Origin of the sequence: Vibrio crassostreae, from assembly GCF_041439375.1 — a bacterium.
Taxonomy (GTDB): Bacteria; Pseudomonadota; Gammaproteobacteria; order Enterobacterales; family Vibrionaceae; genus Vibrio; species Vibrio crassostreae_D.
Genome location: NZ_JBGONY010000029.1, coordinates 35454 through 54812, shown reverse-complemented (window position 1 = coordinate 54812; position 19359 = coordinate 35454). Strand labels below are relative to the sequence as shown.

Sequence of the window (19359 nt, the reverse complement as noted above, 5' to 3'; positions counted from 1 at the left end):
ACAGCATCTCCCGGCCGATGTTGAACATTATTCCAGAGGTGTTTTGTCGTTACTGTATGGGTTTGTCATCTGAATCATTACATAGCTGAATGGTTATAGTGAATACTGCACCATTTAAGGTTTGGCTTTGACCTACTTCCACGGTAGCGCCGTGTTGAGCGCAGATCTTATCGACGATAGAGAGCCCTAAACCATGGCCGCTCTTAGCTTTATTGCGCGCTTTGTCGCCAACGTAAAAGGGTTCAAATAGGCGCGCTTGATGTTCTTGTGCTACGCCATCACCATCGTCATGTACAGCAATCTGCAGCTGCTCTTGATGCGCGGTTGCTTCAATTAGCACTTGAGAGCGTGCGAATTTCATAGCGTTGCGTACTAGATTATCTAGAGCGCGGTTTAGCAGTATTTCATCCGCAAGAATTTTATAAGGTTGCTCTGGCAGTGATAGGTTTATGTCGAGCTCTGTATCTTTGTTCCAGCGCGTCATTGCGTGGTCGAGAAGGTCTCTTATCTCTAATGGTTGTTGCAAGTTTTCTAGGTCACAGCTGTCAAGTTTGGCGTAATACAATAGCTCATCAACCATCTTTTCCATCTCTTCAGTGTCTTCGACAATACTCTCAATCGTACTTTCTTGCTCTTCGTTTAGCAGGGTGTCTTTCAACATTTCAGCTTGCCACTGAATACGAAATATTGGCGTGCGCAGTTCATGAGCGACAGCATTAGTGAGTGAGCGATTGCTTTCAATTAAGCGATGAATTCGGTCGGCCATTAGGTTGAAGGATTTGTTCAGTGAACCGATCGCAATGCCACTTGAAGTCTCAGCTCGCGAGGAGAGATCCCCTTCTGCAAAACTCAGAGTGGCTGATTCCAGTTTTTTTACTCGGCGGAAGATGATCAGTACATGGCATAAACCATATAAGATAAAGCTCGCTAAAAAGAACAACCAAATGAGGTCATCTTCTAACTCGATTTTTTGCCTAACGAATGCTTCACTGTTGGGCAGGTAGTGATAGGTGTTATCACTGTTTGCTAAGCGAAACCAAAGATCTCGCTCTTCATCATGAAAGATAAAGGTACTTGGGTTGGTACTGAAAAACTTAGAAACGGGGCCTGGAATTTCATCTTCAGGGCTGAACGTAACCAGTTTATTTCGTGTGGTCTCTACAAACTGGTTTATCGCTTGATGAGCCGCTTCAAGGCCTTGATTCTTGGCGATGTTTTCTATCAGTTGTTGGTGGGCTGTTGCTTCATAATCTTGCAGTACATGTTCGTAGTCGGTATTGAGTTGATAAACACAAATTTCGTAGGCGACAATACCGCTAATAAAACAAATCAATAGCCCTAGTAGGGACTCCAAATAGATACGTCGCATAATCACTCTCTTTCATTACGCTCGTATTGAGCGAGGTTTAATGCCAGGCGGTGGAAACAAATAAGTAGCCTTTTCCGCGAATCGTCTGAATTTTCTCTGCTGGCGCATGGTCGTCGCCCAATAGTTTTCTTAGACGTACCACCTTGTTATCAATTGTTCGGTCGATTCCGTCGTACTCAATACCACGCAGCGTTTTCGTCAAGTAGTCACGTGATAGTGGAGTATCGGGGTTGCTTGCCAATAACCAAAGTAGGTCAAACTCACTGTCTGTGAGTGACAAAACCTCACCCGAAAGTTCGCATTTCTTATAGGTGTTTTTCAGGACCAGTTTATCAAACTGTAGGTTGTCTGAACCGTCGGCTGAAGCAGTATTGGTATCTTGGCGACGTAATAGTGAACGAACTCTTGCCAGCAGAACTCTTGGTTTGATTGGCTTGGTGACATAGTCATCAGCCCCTGTCTCTAGACCAGCGACATGATCGAAGTCGTCATCACTAGCGGTGAGCATCAGGATTTTACCTTTGTAGTGTGTACGCGTCTGTCGGCAGATTGTAAGTCCGTCACTTACAGGAAGCATTAGATCTAAGAGTACGATATCAGGTTGCTCAGATAGGATAGTATGTGCGGCATCACCGCCATCATCTAACGTGGAGACATCAAAATCTTGCGTGACAAAGTAATCCTGCAACATTTTCTGAAGTTTTAAATCGTCTTCCACGATGATCATTTTAGGTTTTGTCATTCCACTCCCAGCCTTATCATGCATTTCACTTATCGAGATGACGTGAGCGATTCTCATCTTATGCAAGTCGATATCGCATATTAAATTTAAACGCTTCACGAAAAATACCTAACGTGAATGATTAAACACTTTCTACGTCAGTTCAATGATGATTTTGACTTTTGGGGAAAATAAAAAACAACGTTCAAAAAGAATTACACTCTCATACATTCACAGGACAGATGCTTGCGGGTTTAAATAATAGAATCACTTCCATCAAAACATTATGGGAATGATTTTATGAACGACTATCGAAAGGCATTACTGGCGTTACCTTTGATTTTTTTAGCTGGCTGTAATTCAAGCTCAAGCAAGGCTGACACCAAGGCGCAAACGAAGCCTAAAGCTGATTACGTATTTTCATCGGCTAAGCTTGGTGAGTTGTATCAAGAGCGACAAGAGCTCCAAGAAGCAATGAAGCTTACTTATGATGGTGTTCAGTATGAAAAAATTCAGTTTGCTGAAGATATTAGTGATAAGCAAAAAGTAGTTAGGCTTGTAGATAGCTTAGGCCAAAGCGTTGACCTGTACTTTCCAGATGCAGGAGTCGATGACTGTGCAATTTACAGCGAGGGTAATTTTTTTGATTCATTTGATTGTGGTACGGCTCTACGTTCAATTAGTAATGATACAACGTTAATCCAAACGACAACGGGCAATAGAAAGCTTGCAGTTGAGCTTGAATACCAAAACGAGCTGTCGCAATACGTGACTAGTCTCGGGTCTACGGTTTTGAGTAACACCAAAACTGGCAACAAGGTAACCATTACCACATCGTTTGCTTTCAACGCTTTTTACCGCGATGTGCTCAACGAGACAGGTGCTGTTGATCGAATTCGGTCTACTCTGGGGGCATCAACCTATTCTCAGCTTTTTGATATCGTGAAATTGTATCAAGGCAGTGAGATGATATTGAAGTTCACTAACCATATCGGTGGCAGCGCTGACGACGATATCAATATGTACACCGGGCGGGTGATCAACAACAACCATATGACGACGGTGGTTACCCCAACAGGCTCGGTGTTCTCTGGCGGCACGGATCTGTTCGCAGCGGGTAATCCACGAGTTTTGCAACGCGCTGATACCACCAAAGCTATTGAGCTTAATAAGCAGGTTGGTGTGCACAGTTGGGCTGAGGGTGATAAAACAGCCAAAGAATTCCCATACACCAATGAAAGCCATCGTAAGCAAGCGACCTACTTTAAAAAGGTGATGGGAGACAAAGGAATCGATTTTTATATCTTCACTTTAGATTCAGCTCCTGCCTCTGGTGAACACTGGGTGACTAAGGCCGATTCAGATAGATACGGTTTCATCACTCGTATTGAGTAGCTTTGACTCGCATTAAAAATTAGGTGTGTATGTTGAAAGGTTGGTTGTGCTTTGTCATCACCAGCCTTTTTTGTTTTGGAATTGAAGGCGGTACCGCTTGTAATGCTCATGAATTCAACGTGAGATCATGAATGTGAGTAAAAACCGCATTTATTCGCTAAGTAACAACTAATTTCTGCAGATTTGGTTTTTAGAAAGCACAATCACAGCACTTTGATGCCGATAAACTTTAATATCCGCAAGCCTTACAAGCCGAAGACGATTATGCTTGGTGATGTAAGGAGCAATGTGAATGACTAATAAGGACGATCATTTATGCAGTTACTGGCAGGCACTCTGACACACTATGCTAACCCTCAAGCACACCCTGAATTGGAGTACTCAAGTGAGCAACTTGATATTCTGAGTGTTGCGAGTTCTGAGCAGGCAATTAAGGACATTTCACAATGGCCGGGTTATTCCGTCACTCCCTTGCATGAATTGAATCGTATTTCTGCTGAGATCGGCGTAAACAAGTTTTGGTATAAAGATGAATCGCAGCGTTTTGGCCTAAAGAGTTTTAAAGCACTGGGCGGCGCGTATGCTGTTGCCCGTCAGCTTCAGATTGAGATCGCCAACCGTTATGGGAAGAATCCAACCATCAGTGAGCTGCTCAACGGGGAATGGAAATCAGAAGTCGCTGAAATCGTTGTCAGCTGTGCGACAGACGGAAACCATGGTCGCTCCGTCGCATGGGGTGCACAAATGTTTGGTTGTGGTTGTGTTATCTACATTCACCGTGACGTATCGGAAGGCCGCAAGCAAGCGATGGAAGCGTTCGGCGCAGAAGTGGTACGCATTACCGGTAACTACGATGAATCTGTTCGTTTGGCCGACTCAGAAGCTAAAGCGCAAAATCGCGTGATTGTATCGGATACCTCTTATGAAGGTTACATGGAAATTCCGAAAGATGTGGCACTTGGCTACACTGTTATGTTGGCTGAAATTGTCGAGCAACTTGATGGTGAAATCCCAACCCATGTCTTTGTTCAAGGGGGAGTGGGTGGTCTAGCTTCAGCAGTTTGCGGCTACTTCTGGGATCTGTGGGGCTCCGATCGCCCACGCTTTGTAATTGTCGAACCTGAGCAGGCTAACTGCTTACAGAAGAGTGCTCAAGCGGGCAAGCCCGTGGTAGTTACAGGCGATCTAGAGACACTGATGGCAGGGCTCGCATGCGGTGAGGTTTCGAGCTTGGCGTGGACAATTCTACAAAATGGCGCGGATGACTTTATGACGCTGAGCGAAGAGGCCATTCCGCAAGCGATGCGTATGTTGGCGAGTGGGGAATATACGAAAGTGGCGATTGAAGGTGGTGAGTCTGCGGTTCCTGGTTTTGCTGCTGCGATCATCGCTAAAAAAGAACCGAAATTCGCTGAAAAATTGAATTTAACTGAAAACAGTCGAGTGTTGGTTATTGGTACTGAAGGAGCAACTGACGCGGATCTCTACCGACAAATCATCGACAACAAAATCTAATAGCTAGAAGTACATAGTTAGCTGTTAGCTGTTAGTGGTTAAGAGCTAATCGCGAACAACTCATAATAATGTAAGCCCCAAAGTTGGCGGTATGTAAGCTTTCTTCATACCGTCTTTTTTATTTCTGTATTTCTGTATTTCTGTTTCGTTTTCCGACGTATTGCGTTGTCTAATCACGTTGCTCATCAATCGGAATTGTCAGGCCGACTTTGACGTTATCCATCACCACATTGGTTTGAAAGCTTTTGATGTTGGCATTATCGAAGAAAGCCTCACGAGTAAAATTGTCGTACCCCTCCATATCTGCTGCAGTGACGATCAAGATAAAGTCAGAACTGCCCGTCACGTAATAGCACTGCTGTACAGAACGATTGGCACTCATCTCTTTTTTGAAGTTATGCATCAAATCAACGCGTTCACGCTCCAAGGTCACTTGGACAATAAAAGTCATCGCATGCCCTACCGCTTTTGGATTGATGACCGAGACATCCGCTTGAATGACCCCTTGAGTTCGCATGCGTTTTAAACGCCGTTGAACGGCCGCGGGAGAGAGCCCCACTTTTTCTGCGATGTTGTCCGAAGTCGCTCGATTTGAGTCTTGTACGATGTTGAGGATCTTTCTGTCAAAACTGTCGACCGTCATTTCCGGTTGCTGTGCCATACCAACGCTTCCCAATATTTGCTTGTAAGTGAATTGTTACTTTTAGGTCATTGTGTGATCAAGATTAAGGTATTTTTCCTTAGCAATGCGTGAGCTACCAGGGAGAACAAAAAATCACTATAACGTAATAAAAATGCGGAATTTCTGCACAATAAAGACGTTATTTGATGATAATCCTTAAACTTATCGGGGCATTATTAACCTTGTAAACAAAATGTAAAGAGTCAATTGGCAAAGATGTTAGTTGTGAGTGCACATTTTATTAACACTTAATGAGTTCAAGGAATCGGTAAGTATGAGATCTGGAATCGCTACTTTACAGTCTGAATTAGAAGCATTAGCACCAGCAGGACGCGTCGGTGTGATCGCGTTAGCAACCGACTTTAATATTGAGCGAGATCTCGCCCAACTGTACCCAAGTGATGTGCAATCTTTTACTAGCCGTGTTCGAAATTACAATCCTTTGACCATAGATAATTTACGTAGAATGGAGCCGGGAATTGCCGATTGTGCCGATACTATCTTACCGGGCACAGAGTTGGATGTTGTGATTTATGCATGTACCTCTGGCACGGTGGCGATCGGAAGTGAGCGAATTACCCAGCTCATTCATCAGTCTCGCCCAAACGCTGCGGTAACGAATCCTGTGACCGCTGCCTTAGCGGCTTTCGACAGCTTTAAAGCTAAGCGCATCTCGGTATTAACGCCTTATACCGAAGCTGTGAATCAAGACGTGGCCGCATTTTTTGAGTCGCAAGGCATTGAGGTGTTGAGCATTGCTGGCTTCGGCTTTGAAGATGACACCGCGATGACGTTCATTTCACCACAGGACATTAAACAAGCCGCGATTGAAGTCTGTGATCCGAATGCCGATTTACTGTTTATCTCTTGTACTGCATTACGTGCTGCATCAGTCATCGAATCCATTGAAGCGGAATTAGATAAACCTGTTGTGAGCAGCAATCAGGTGCTGGCTTGGCACTCACTTCAGTTGATGAACTACCCCATACCCATTAAAGGCTTTGGTGCACTACTAGAGCACCATCTTAAGCCATCCTCAGATAATTGCCGAAGGTCGCAGTCGTTGTAACGACCTTTGATTAAGGCTGCTCGCTTCACGTTTACATTCAGCAGCCAAGCTAACTCTACATTTCACGTTAATACAAAGAATTACACTTTGGGATCACTACTATGTCGTCTACTTTCTTGATAAAACCAGACCAACTGTCTTCGCAGCTTATTCAAAGCATGACGGGATGGCGTCAACACTTACACCGCTTTCCTGAGTGCGGCTTTGACGTAAACCTGACCTCCGATTTTATCGCCGACAAGTTACACAGTTTTGGTATCGAAGTGGTGCGCAATATTGGCAAAACGGGATTGGTAGGGATACTTCGTTCAGGATCAAGTGAAGCGAGTATTGGCCTAAGAGCTGATATGGATGCTCTGCATATTCATGAACAAAACAGCTTCGCACATTGCTCACAACACGATGGAAAGATGCACGCTTGTGGCCACGATGGACACTCTGCAATGCTGCTTGGCGCAGCAAGTTATTTAGCCGAAAACCTATTGGCAGGGAACCCAACCTTCGATGGCACGGTGTATTTCATTTTTCAACCCGATGAAGAGCATGGCTGTGGCGCGCAAGCGATGATTGATGATGGCTTGTTTGAGCGATTCTCGATTGATGAAGTGTATGGCGTGCATAACTTTCCCGGTTTAGCGGAAGGTGAATTGATGGTTCGTCCTGGATCATTAATGGCCAGTGAGAGCAGCTTTGAGATCACGATCAACGGTGTGGGTGGGCATGCCGCTCTGCCGCATCAAGGGGTCGATCCTCTAGTCGTTGGCTCGCAAGTAATCCTTGGCCTGCAAACCATCGTCTCTCGCAATCTTAGTGCGATCCACGATACGGCTGTAGTCTCTGCGACCGAGTTTATTACAGACGGCACGGTTAACGTCATCCCGACTCAAGTGATTATTAAGGGAGATTGCCGTTGTTTTACTGAATCTTCTCTCGATCGAATCAAGCAAAGTATGGAGCGAATCGTGGCGGGCATTTGTCAGGCGGCAGGTGCGACCTACGATTTCGAGTTTATTAATACCTTCTACCCAACCATCAACAGCGAGCAACAAACCCAATACTCGGTAGCTGCTGCGCAGAAGGTACTTGGTGTTGAGAACGTTAATGACGCCTGCGACCCACTTACAATTTCGGAAGATTTCTCAAGCATGTTGCGTGTTAAACCGGGCTGTTATGTGTTGTTGGGTAATGGCACGGAATCAGTCGGTGGCTGCGCATTGCATAACCCAAAATACGACTTTAACGACGGTATCTTAAAGCTCGGGGCGAGCTACTGGATTCAGTTGGTGAACGACCGTTTAGCAAGTTCAATTTAGACACACTTATTTAGAAACAATGAATTAGAAGCAACTCAATGAGAAGTAATCAGTACAGAAACAGATTCAGCAGTGACGCATTTGGCACTGCAAGATGGCTGACTTTAAACGGAGTTTATTGTCGACACGGCCAAAACTGAAGCGCGTGAAGTGACCAAAGTCATCAGCGTGTAATTAGGATAATAAAAGGAAAGACAGGATGAAACGATTAGGCGTAGCACTGCTAAGTTTGAGCATGGTTTTTGGCGTTCATGCCGAAACATGGAAGTTTGCTTCAGAAGAGGACAAAACAGACGTTCAAGACATCTATGCGCAAAAATTTGCGGAAGTGATTAAGAAGGAATCTGATGGCGACATCCGTGTTCGAATCTATTACTACGGACAATTGGGTACAGAGAACGACATCGTAGAACTGGCTGCTAAAGGCACCATTCAATTTGTGTCTGTAGGCGCGGGTCACTTAGGGTCTTATGTTCCTGAGGTACAAGCGGTGAGCTTACCGTATGTTCTGGGTACTAACGAAGCGATCACGCATAAGATCTTAACGGAAAGCCCAACCATCTACAACAAGCTGGCACCCAAGTTTGAGAGCGTAAACCTAAAGCTGTTGTCGATGATGTCGGAAGGCGAAATGGTGTGGGGTGGTAACAAACCTATCCGTACACCTGAGGACTTTGCTAACCAGAAAATCCGTACTTTCACTTCAACCATTCCTGTTGAAACCTACAAAGCGTTTGGTGCAACACCTACTCCTCTTTCTTGGGGTGAAGTGTACGGTTCACTGCAACTTAAGACTATCGATAGCATGGTTAACCCTATCTACTTCATCTACAACGCGAAGTGGCATGAAGTTCAAGACTACTTGATGTTCCCAGGTCAGCAACCTTATGTGAGCACCGTTTCGACCAACAGCAAATGGTACAACGGTTTGTCAGAGGAGAAGCAAGCGATGGTCGACAAAGCGATCAAAGCCGCAGACCAAGCTGCTTATGACTACCAGATTCGCATCAACAAAGAGAACATGGACAAGATCCTGAAAGAGCGTCCAAACATGCAAGTGGTTGTGTTGACGGATGAAGAGCGTGAGCGTTTTAAAACACTCAGCCAAAAACTGCACACCACCTACTATGACGTAGTGGCAAATGCCTACCCAGCAGGTCAGCAGAGTGAAGCTCGTGAGGGTGCGAAAAACATTCTCGAAGAAATCTTAGGTGAAGTGAAGGCTGCTTCAGCAACGCAATAAAAAGCGTTAGTAAGGATGAATGCTATCCACTGTTCATTGGCGGCGGGTAGCTTATTCCCACCTTCTCCAATTTGTGGCAATGGACCCCTGTCACTGAACGAAGTATGGAGCACTGCCTGTTATGAAAGAATTGCTACATAAAATCAGTGTTGTGACGGAAAAGCTAGAGCGCTTTTTGATCATGACCGCCATTCTCACGATGATGATTAATTCTACGGCCAATGCGATTGGTCGGTATGCTTTTAACAAAAGCCTGTTTTTTTCAGAAGAGCTCAATCAGTTTCTGATTGTGTCTGTGACCTTTATTGGCTTCGCTTATGCAGTGCGCCAAGGGCGAAATATACGCATGACTGCGGTCTACGATTCACTAAGCACAAAAGCTCAAAAAGTTCTCACAACCATCATTGCGCTACTCACTGCCATGTTGATGTTTTATCTCACCTACCATGCGTTCTTCTACGTCAAAGAGTTGAAAGACATCAATCGATTAAGCCCAGCTCTTCAATTCCCTGTGTTTTGGGTATACGCGATCATTCCGATTGGTTTTTTCATTGCCGGATTGCAATACAGCATGAGTTTCTTGATGAACTTACTGCACAAAGAGATCTACGTGTCATTTGACGTGATTGAAAATAGAAACACAAAAGTAGGTGAGTTCGAATGAGCGATGTAGCACAGTTTTTCTCGGACATTATTGCCGGCGAATTAGATATTTATGTCATCACATTTACTCTTGTCTCTGTGATGGTGATTCTGCTGTTTTTGAGCTTCCCTATGATTGTTCCGTTAGCGGTCGGGGCTTTGATTGGCTTGATTCATTTCTCTCAGGTTGAGCCCGGCGTATTGATTCAGCAGATGGTGACAGGTATCTCGCCAAACGCACTGATTGCGGTGCCGATGTTCATCTTGGCTGCGGATATTATGACGCGTGGACATACGGCCTATAACTTACTTGGTCTGATTCAAGCGTTTGTAGGGCATCTGCGTGGTGGGCTGCCGATTACCACCTGCATTAGCTGTACTCTATTTGGATCTGTTTCTGGTTCGACCCAAGCCACCGTGGTGTCGGTTGGTCAAATCATGCGTCCGAAATTGTTGCAAGCAGGGTACAAAGACAGTTTTGTGATGGCTCTGATCATCAATGCCAGTGACATCGCGTTTCTTATCCCACCGAGTATCGGTCTGATTCTTTACGGCACTTTAGCCAATGCCAGTGTGGGTGAGCTATTCATTGCTGGTATTGGCCCAGGTTTAGTGCTCGCGAGTCTGTTCTCGTTATACAGCTATGCCTACAGCGTAAAACACAGCGACACCATCACTTTGGTTGAAAAAGCCAACACAGCAGAACGTATTGAAGCGATCAAGAAAGCGATTCTTCCTCTTGGTTTCCCTGCTTTGATCATCGGTGGTATTTATTCTGGCGTAGTCACACCTACCGAAGCTGCCTCATTTGCCGTGTTGTATGCAATCATCGTTGAGTGCATTTTTTATCGCAAACTTGGCGTAAAAGACATCTGTGATGCAGCGTTAAATACCGGCTTGATTACGGCGGTTGTGTTTGTGCTGGTGGGTGTCGGTCAGGCGTTTTCTTGGTACATCTCGTTTGAGCAAATCCCTCAAGAGTTGTTAGCTCCTCTCAATCTAGAAGACGCTTCGCCTGAATTCATACTGTTTGTTATCGCACTGACTTTCTTTGTCGGTTGTATGTTCGTGGATTCATTGGTGGTTCTTCTTATCTTGACGCCGATTTTCATGCCGATTGTTGATGCAGCGGGCATCGACCCAATCTTGGTCGGCGTGATGGTGACGCTACAAATGGCGATTGGGTCGGCCACGCCTCCATTCGGTTGTGACATCTTCACCGCGATTGCGATTTTCGAACGCCCTTATATGGAAGTTATCCGCGGAACACTGCCGTTTTTCCTCATCTTGATATTGATGTCTGCTTTGCTGATTTTCTTCCCAAGTATCGCTCTGTTACCAAGAGATGTTTTATTCAATTAATTCGCCGAGTTACCCTAATTTAATCAAGGATAGAGATATGAGTATATTGCCGTTAACACCTCCGCAGAGAGGGTTTGAATCAGCAGAACTAGAGCAACGTACTGTCGAGTTACAACAACGTCTACGTGCTCAAAACATCGATGCTGCGTTTTTTACGACCGAACCTGAGTTTCGCTATTTCAGTGGCTTTAAATCGCAGTTCTGGGAAAGTCCAACTCGACCTTGGTTTTTGGTGGTGCCTGCGGTTGGCAAGCCTATCGCTGTGGTGCCAGAGATTGGTGTCGCTGGCTTTGATGATACATGGATTGACGACGTGCGCAGTTGGCCATCACCAAGGCCAGAAGACGACGGTATCTCTTTGCTAGCGGCTACGTTGTCTGAAGTATCGAGAGGATCTCGTCGAATCGGTTCGATGGTCGGCCCAGAAACACATCTGCGTATGCCAGCCATTAACTATGCATTGTTACAGCAGAAACTAAGCCAACATAGTGTGGTGGATGTATCGCTGATGATTCGCGATCTGCGCAGTGTTAAGTCTCAAGCAGAAATCGATAAAGTGCGCTTTGCGTGCCAAGTCACGGCGGCGGGTTTTGAGTATCTTCGCCAAAATTTAGCAATAGGTATGACAGAGCGACAGGCGTGTAAAGCCATGCATTTGGAAATGCTACGCTTGGGCGCTGATGCATGTCCTTATCTGATCTCGGCATCCGGCCAAGGTGGTTATGACAACATCATCATGGGACCAACCGATCGTGTGCTTTCTGAAGGAGATGTTTTGATCATCGATACGGGTGCTAACTTTGATGGCTACTTCAGTGACTTTGACCGGAACTATGCGTTTGGATATGCGCAGCCAGATACAATAGCGGCTTATGACGCGGTGTATCAGTCGACAGAAGCAGGGTTAGCGATTGCTGAACCGGGACGAACAACCGGAGACGTGTGGCAAGCCATGTGGTCGGTGCTCGAAAAGAACGGTGCACTCGGCAACGATGTGGGTCGAATGGGGCATGGTCTGGGTATGCAGCTAACCGAGTGGCCATCACATGTGCCAAATGGTGATGTGATATTAAAACCCGGCATGGTGTTAACGTTAGAGCCCGGTATGGCATTTGCGAAAAACCGTATGATGGTACACGAGGAGAACATCGTTATTACCGAATCTGGTTGTGAAATGTTGCACCAAAGAGCCTGGCAGTCTATGCCGATTATCGGCGAATAAACCACAGTTAGTTACTTTGTTAACCCTTCTATTCATCCCAAATTAAGACCGCTATTTGAATAGCGGTTTTTACATTCAACTTCATTCTCAAAATGAGAATTTTCAACTAGATAATCATAACCTTCTGTTAAATATGGTTTTATTTTTCGGCACTATACTTGCTCCATTCCTCTATACACGTTTAAGGCTAGTGAAAGAGGGAACAGAATGAGAAATTGGAATTCAGTCATATTGTCGAGTTGCTTGGTGCCATGTGTCGCGATGGCGTTGACAACCGCAGACCTTACATTTGAATCAGGCTCGGATGCTTCTAACTATTCTGCAAAAGGTAAACCCAATAATACTTATTCGATCGCGGGGTCACTTCCTCAAGATGTTTTAACTAACGTCTATTCGATGTTGCCAGAAGGCACTACCGTGAACAGTGCCTTTATTGCACCTGAGCGTTATTCGAGTATTGATATTGATGATGAGTTGGACGGTGCAGAGTACGCCACAGCCACAATCACTTTCCTGAACGAAGGGGCGGGTTACCGCAACACCCTTGGTTACTTCGTTTTTGATACCAACAACCCTCCAGCAACTAAAGACGATATCAACGCACACATAGTGGTGTTTCCAAATACGTCCGTTGCTGACGTAGGGGAAATGCAAGAAGGTGACTCCATTGACCTAAGTGTCCAACTTACGGCGGGTCAAACATTAGCCTTTTTCATCATTTCTAATGGCTGGAGTTGGGAGGGTTCTTATAACAACATTCCGTGGCTTGGAGGTTGGGGAACGCCTTTTTACAGCTATCCTGCGATCAACCCAGAAGCGACCATTGAAAATAGAAGACACAATGTCGCTTTTCTTGATACAGAGAATGAGTTTCTAGTGCTTGGTTTTGAGGATATCTATCGACCGAGCGGAGACAATGATTTCAATGATTTGATCTTCACGGTTGATGTTACCCCGTTTTCTGCTGTTGATGGGGTCAATGAAGATGGCACAACAGACTCAAAATATGAGGTGCTTGTTCAAGAGAACAATGAAGATGTGACAGTGACAACTGTCTACCCAAGTTCCAATAGCTACGCAACGATTGCTTTTGAGGATAACTGGCCACTAAAAGGTGACTACGACTTCAATGACGTGGTTTGGCGTTATCAAGTCACGGAGCAGCTCAATGGACAGCGAGCACTTAAAAATTTGACCGTAGACTACACACTCCAAGCCATGGGAGCAGGCTACTCTAATGGCTATGCCGTTAAGCTACCGAACGTCCTGCCTGCCAATGTGGCATCTACAACCTTGACTCGAAATGGTGTGGCGGTTGCTCATACTATTCTCAAGGAAGGGGACAGTGAGACGATTCTGATGGTATCTGAGGATCTAAGGGCGGACCTCGATAACCTAGGAGAACTTTCAGAAAGTTGCGTTTTCTACCGAACCCAAAGTGCGTGTTCTGATCAGCAAAATGCTGATGTTCTCAACTATCAGTTGTATGTGGAGTTTACGACTCCTGTGTCTCGTGATGACATCGGTTATCCGCCTTATGATTCATTCATTTTTGCCGCTGACGGAATTTATCACGGTGACTTTGTTGGAACGCCACCGGGCATGACTTGGCAAACTCACCTCAAAACATTTTCTGGTACCAGTGACATGAATAACACCTTATTCAACAGCCATGATGATAGCTCTTCAGGTTCTGAGTCCTTCAAAACCAGCAACAACATGCCATGGGTTATTAATATTCGTGACGAATGGGATCACCCTGTAGAACTGGTTGATATCAGTGATGCGTATACATCATTCCCTACATGGGTAACCAGCAGCGGTGAGACTGATGGTGAATGGTACAAAGCATCAACCACCAACAAAGTTATATCAGCGACGGATGAGTAGGAGAGTACCATGAATAAGATAAGTAAATTAATCACCATGACATCCTTCTCACTCATACTTGGTGCTTGTGGCGGCGGTGGAGGAGGTGGCGGTGGTAACACCAGTGCATCACCTGCGCAGACGCCAGCTGTTACCCCAACGCCGGTTCAATCACCCGCAACGCCCTCTCAACCTGCTGCGGCTGCGGCAATCAACACCTCGGATATTGTGGCCCCCGTCGGCTTCTCATTTGATATCGGTGAGAAAATCAGTTTGTCGATGGATTACACGGGAACGACTTCGGGAGCGCTGCATTTGTATTCCGAGTCGGCATTTGTGATGAGTAACGGTGATGTTGTCGCTGACCCTTTATCGAGAATCACCACGGTGTATCCAACTCAAATCGATGTTGTGGAATTAGAAGTGAATGGGAACTGGGAGCAAATTTACGCTCGTTGGGTGCCGATGAGCAGCAGTGAGAAAGAGCAAAGTTGGGTGATTTCACTGGATCAGTCGAGCAATAGTTACCACTTAGCTTTTTAGTTGAACTAACCACGCTTTATTACCTCGATATTGGTGATAAAAATGAGAGCACCTAACTTGATAAAGGTGCTCTCGTCGTATCTGATTTTCATTCTTGCTCTCGATCAATTACGCCATCGCTTCTCCCTTCTTAACCACAAATAACGATGCCTATTCTTTGCATATCACCCATTTCGGCTCAGAAGATAAGTGGTTAAGTTTTGTTCTTATTGAGTAAAAACATTTGACCATTAACTATCACACCTCAAATCTTTAATTGTTTTCGTTAGTGCTCTAAATGATATTTAATTTATTGTTTTATAATGATTTTTGTGGTTTTGAATGCTGTGTTGTTACGAGTTTGTTTTAAATAATCATTTGAACCCTAACTAAATTTCTGTCATTTTATATTTAACTGAACGTTCAATAAAAAATAAAAGGACTAAGAAATGCCGAAGGTTGGGATGCCTGACATACGTAAACCACAGCTTGTTCAAGCGACCATGACGGTGATTGATCGAGTCGGTTTGCATGCCGCGAGTATTGCGTTGATCAGCAAAGAAGCGGGAGTCTCTACCGGCATCATTAATCACTATTTTGGTGGTAAGCACGGCCTGCTCGAAGAGACCATGCGTGAAATCCTTCGCCAACTCTCCAACACCATCACGACTTCACTAAAAGCGCTTCCTGTTGATGCTCACCAACAGAGAATCAACGCAATCATCGATGGTAACTTCGAAGGTTACCAAGCAGAAAATAAGGTCGCGAAGGCGTGGTTGGCATTTTGGTCATATTCAATGCATGACGAGCAGCTGAAAAGACTGCAGCGTGTGAATGAAAAACGTTTGATTTCACACTTACGTCTTGAGTTGAAAGGTATTTTGAATCATGAACAAGCGGATCTCGTTGCTCACGGGATTGCGTCTCTGATTGATGGTTTGTGGCTGAGAGGCACACTAAACCCAGATGGTATCGATGCTCAAAAGGCGCGTGCCATCATCAATGATTATCTAGATAAACAACTTACATTCTACTCGTGTCACAGCAAATAGATCGCAGTGGTAGCGTTAGACCTTGAGCTAGACCTAGAGCAAGAGCTAGAACGACCACTATTTACACCTAATACTCACATATAGACCAGTAGAGTCTAATAACAATAATTAAGTCAGAATCTCAAATGGAAATGAACTCGTTATACATCGATGGCGCAGCGGTTAAAGCAACCTCTGGTGAAACCTTTGATAGCATTAACCCTGCAAACGGCGAACCTATCGCGACGTTAGGCCAAGCATCTTCAGCGGATGTCGACAGTGCTATTGAATCTGCGAAGCGCGGATTTGCGGTATGGTCAGCAATGACCGCTGTGGAACGCAGCCGCATTCTTTTGAAGGCAGTGGAAATACTTAGAGCTCGAAATAATGACCTTGCAAATCTTGAGGTTGTTGATACGGGCAAGCCGCTGCAAGAAGCGATTGAAGTGGATGTGGCGTCTGGCGCTGATGTTATTGAATACTTTGCTGGTTTGGCTCCAACGCTACAAGGCGACCAACAGCCGCTGAGCGAATCTCAATTTTTCTACACTCGCCGCGAGCCGCTAGGCATTTGTGCGGGCATTGGCGCGTGGAACTACCCCATTCAAATCGCGATGTGGAAATCGGCTCCGGCATTGGCCGCGGGTAACGCGATGATTTTCAAACCTTCAGAAGAAACGCCGCTAACGGCGCTCAAGCTTGCAGAAATCTTTACTGAAGCTGGTCTTCCTGATGGCGTGTTTAACGTGGTTCAGGGCGATTACCGTGTTGGTCAAATGCTAACGGCGCACCCAGATGTCGCGAAAGTGTCGTTCACGGGCGAAACCGGTACCGGTAAAGCGGTAATGGCAGATAGCGCTAAGACGCTGAAATCAGTCACCATGGAACTTGGCGGCAAGTCACCAATGATCGTGTTTGATGATGCGAAATTGGATGATGCGGTTTCCGCTTCGATGGTTGCTAACTTCTACACCCAAGGCGAAGTGTGCACCAACGGTACTCGTGTTTATGTACACGAAAACATCTACAACGCATTCATCGATCAACTTAAAACACGCACTGAGAAGCTGATCATTGGTAACCCAATGGACATGGAGACTCAGATCGGCGCGTTGATTTCTAAAGAACACCTGTCAAAAGTCCTTGAAGCAATTGAGCTAGCTAAGCAGTCGGGTGCAACCCTGTTGACGGGCGGCTATCAAGTGACAGACAACGGTCTCGAAAACGGCAACTTTGTTATTCCAACGGTGTTTGTGGATTGCGAAGACAACATGCCTCATGTTCAACAAGAGATCTTCGGCCCTGTGATGTCAGTGTTGAAGTTTACGGACGAAGACGATGTGATTCGCCGCGCTAACGACACCAAATACGGCCTGGCGGCTGGTGTGTTCACGCAAAACCTTTCTCGTGCGCACCGTGTTATTCATCAAATGCAGGCAGGTATTTGTTGGGTGAACACGTGGGGCGACTCACCGGCAGAAATGCCTGTTGGTGGTTACAAGCTTTCGGGTATTGGCCGTGAAAATGGACCAGAAACCCTACTTCATTATACGCAGACTAAGAGCATTCTTATTGAACTTGGCGACTACGCCAGCCCTTATGCCTAAAGCGTAACACTCAATTTTATGGGTTAGCTTAACAGAGCTAGCCCTACTGACTCATCTCAGGGAAATCAAAACATGGAACAACGCTACGATTATATTATCGTCGGCGCGGGTTCGGCCGGCTGTGTGTTAGCGGATAGGCTAACGGAAAGCGGTGAACATAGCGTTTTATTACTGGAAGCTGGTGGCACGGATAAGAGTATTTTTATCCAGATGCCAACCGCGCTTTCTTACCCAATGAATACTGAAAAGTACGCTTGGCAATTTGAAACAGAGAAAGAACCGGGTCTTGATGGACGTGAACTGCACTGCCCACGTGGCAAAGTGTTAGGCGGCAGCTCATCGATCAACGGGATGGTTTATGTTCGTGGCCACGCGTGTGATTTTGACCAATGGGAAGAAGAGGGCGCAGCGGGTTGGAACTACCAAGCATGCTTACCTTACTTCCGCCGTGCTGAATCATGGAACAAAGGCGGTGATGAATACCGTGGTGACAATGGCCCTGTCGGCACTTGTAACGGTAACGATATGGAGCTCAACCCGCTTTACCAAGCGTTCATCGATGCAGGTAAAGATGCCGGTTACCCAGAAACAAACGATTACAACGGCTACCAGCAAGAAGGATTCGGCACTATGCATATGACGGTAGACAAGGGTGTTAGAGCCTCAACCTCTAACGCTTATCTACGCCGTGCATTGAAGCGTTCAAACCTAACCTTGAAGAAGGGTATCGTGGCGCGTCGTTTCTTACTTGAAGCGCAAGACTCAGAAGGTCTATCGGGCTTGAAAGCGGTTGGTGTCGAGTTTGAAAAGTCAGGCAATACCCAAGTGGCGGTAGCGAACAAAGAAGTGATCTCTTCTGCGGGTTCTATCGGTTCTGTTCAACTGCTTCAGCTTTCTGGTATCGGCCCGAAAGCCGTGCTTGAAAAGGCCGGCGTTGAGCTGAAACACGAACTGAATGGCGTCGGTGAAAACCTTCAAGATCACTTAGAAGTGTACTTCCAATATCACTGCAACGAACCGATCACGCTCAACAGCAAGCTTGGCTTGGTCAGTAAGGGCATGATTGGTGCCGAGTGGATTCTGACTCGTAAGGGTCTTGGTGCCACTAACCACTTTGAATCGTGCGCGTTCATTCGCTCTCGTAAAGGATTGAAGTGGCCAAATATTCAATATCACTTCCTACCAGCAGCAATGCGTTACGACGGCCAAGCGGCCTTTGATGGCCACGGCTTCCAAGTACACGTTGGACCTAACAAGCCAGAGAGTCGCGGTACGGTTGCGATCACCTCTGCTGATCCGCATGCCAAGCCAGAGATCATTTTCAACTACATCTCAACCGAACAAGACCGCCAAGATTGGCGCGATTGTATTCGTCTGACGCGTGAGATTTTGTCGCAACCTGCGATGGATGTTTACCGTGGTGAAGAGATTCAGCCGGGTCTAAATATTACTTCCGATGAAGCAATCGATGAATGGGTTAAGCAGAACGTAGAAAGTGCGTATCACCCTTCATGTGGTTGCAAAATGGGTGCTGATAACGACCCAATGGCGGTGCTTGATGAAGAGTGTCGTGTTCGCGGCATTGATAATCTGCGTGTTGTTGATTCGTCTGTATTCCCAACTATTCCAAACGGAAACTTGAACGCGCCAACCATCATGGTGGCTGAGCGTGCCTCGGATTTGATTCTGGGCAAGCCCGTTCTAAAAGAGCAAAACGTTCCGGTATGGATAGCACCGGAATGGGAAGAGACACAAAGAATCAATAAGCCAGTACGAGAAGCGTAAGCGTCTGTTATT

The 19359-nt window shown here is 45.8% G+C and carries 16 protein-coding genes; 13 read left to right on the top strand and 3 right to left on the bottom strand.

Going from position 1 to position 19359, the window contains the following annotated elements; translation table 11 throughout:
• Window positions 1–49: 49 nt before the first annotated feature.
• Together ACED45_RS13515 and ACED45_RS13510 are read right to left on the bottom strand one after the other, a co-directional pair.
• Window positions 50–1369, bottom strand: coding sequence for a sensor histidine kinase (locus ACED45_RS13515; protein WP_371714254.1), 1320 nt, complete (start codon window positions 1367–1369; stop codon window positions 50–52).
• A gap of 37 nt (window positions 1370–1406) precedes the next feature.
• On the bottom strand, window positions 1407–2111 hold the full coding sequence (locus ACED45_RS13510) for a response regulator (RefSeq protein WP_371714253.1): 705 nt from the start codon (window positions 2109–2111) through the stop codon (window positions 1407–1409).
• Between the two features lie 279 nt (window positions 2112–2390).
• On the opposite strand from ACED45_RS13510, the gene ACED45_RS13505 reads away from it, so the two are divergent.
• Together ACED45_RS13505 and ACED45_RS13500 are read left to right on the top strand one after the other, a co-directional pair.
• Window positions 2391–3485: an alpha/beta hydrolase gene (locus ACED45_RS13505; protein ID WP_371714252.1), complete on the top strand. Its 1095-nt coding sequence runs from the start codon at window positions 2391–2393 to the stop codon at window positions 3483–3485.
• Window positions 3486–3800: 315 nt separating this feature from the next.
• On the top strand, window positions 3801–5000 hold the full coding sequence (locus ACED45_RS13500; protein WP_371714251.1) for a diaminopropionate ammonia-lyase: 1200 nt from the start codon (window positions 3801–3803) through the stop codon (window positions 4998–5000).
• Window positions 5001–5169: 169 nt separating this feature from the next.
• On the opposite strand, the gene ACED45_RS13495 is transcribed toward ACED45_RS13500, so the two are convergent.
• On the bottom strand, window positions 5170–5661 hold the full coding sequence (locus ACED45_RS13495; protein WP_086714699.1) for an Lrp/AsnC family transcriptional regulator: 492 nt from the start codon (window positions 5659–5661) through the stop codon (window positions 5170–5172).
• A 295-nt stretch (window positions 5662–5956) separates the two neighbouring features.
• Here ACED45_RS13495 and ACED45_RS13490 point away from each other — a divergent pair, with 295 nt between their 5' ends.
• From ACED45_RS13490 to betA, 11 genes are all read left to right on the top strand, one after another.
• On the top strand, window positions 5957–6751 hold the full coding sequence (locus ACED45_RS13490) for a maleate cis-trans isomerase family protein (RefSeq protein ID WP_146491152.1): 795 nt from the start codon (window positions 5957–5959) through the stop codon (window positions 6749–6751).
• Window positions 6752–6852: 101 nt separating this feature from the next.
• The gene (locus tag ACED45_RS13485; RefSeq protein ID WP_371714250.1) at window positions 6853–8064 is read left to right on the top strand and encodes a M20 aminoacylase family protein; all 1212 of its coding nucleotides are present in this window, start codon (window positions 6853–6855) and stop codon (window positions 8062–8064) included.
• Window positions 8065–8263: 199 nt separating this feature from the next.
• Entirely contained in the window at window positions 8264–9307 is a 1044-nt protein-coding gene (locus ACED45_RS13480) for a TRAP transporter substrate-binding protein (protein ID WP_371714249.1), read from the top strand.
• A 121-nt stretch (window positions 9308–9428) separates the two neighbouring features.
• Window positions 9429–9971, top strand: coding sequence for a TRAP transporter small permease (locus tag ACED45_RS13475; protein ID WP_332409120.1), 543 nt, complete (start codon window positions 9429–9431; stop codon window positions 9969–9971).
• A complete protein-coding gene (locus tag ACED45_RS13470; protein WP_146491149.1) occupies window positions 9968–11311 on the top strand; it encodes a TRAP transporter large permease in 1344 nt (447 codons plus the stop codon). Before ACED45_RS13475 ends, ACED45_RS13470 begins: the two co-directional genes overlap by 4 nt.
• Before the next feature lie 37 nt (window positions 11312–11348).
• Entirely contained in the window at window positions 11349–12533 is a 1185-nt protein-coding gene (locus tag ACED45_RS13465; RefSeq protein WP_371714248.1) for a M24 family metallopeptidase, read from the top strand.
• A 207-nt stretch (window positions 12534–12740) separates the two neighbouring features.
• Window positions 12741–14423 (top strand): LruC domain-containing protein, encoded by a 1683-nt coding sequence (locus ACED45_RS13460; RefSeq protein ID WP_371714247.1) that lies wholly within the window; start codon window positions 12741–12743, stop codon window positions 14421–14423.
• A gap of 9 nt (window positions 14424–14432) precedes the next feature.
• A complete protein-coding gene (locus tag ACED45_RS13455; RefSeq protein ID WP_371714246.1) occupies window positions 14433–14945 on the top strand; it encodes a hypothetical protein in 513 nt (170 codons plus the stop codon).
• Window positions 14946–15373: 428 nt separating this feature from the next.
• Window positions 15374–15976, top strand: a complete 603-nt coding sequence (gene betI / locus ACED45_RS13450; protein ID WP_004732441.1) for a transcriptional regulator BetI — start codon at window positions 15374–15376, stop codon at window positions 15974–15976.
• A 125-nt stretch (window positions 15977–16101) separates the two neighbouring features.
• A complete protein-coding gene (betB, locus tag ACED45_RS13445; protein WP_102321259.1) occupies window positions 16102–17562 on the top strand; it encodes a betaine-aldehyde dehydrogenase in 1461 nt (486 codons plus the stop codon).
• Between the two features lie 72 nt (window positions 17563–17634).
• Window positions 17635–19347 carry a choline dehydrogenase gene (betA, locus tag ACED45_RS13440; RefSeq protein ID WP_371714245.1) on the top strand — a complete coding sequence of 571 codons (1713 nt, stop codon included), beginning with the start codon at window positions 17635–17637 and terminating at the stop codon, window positions 19345–19347.
• Window positions 19348–19359: the final 12 nt, after the last annotated feature.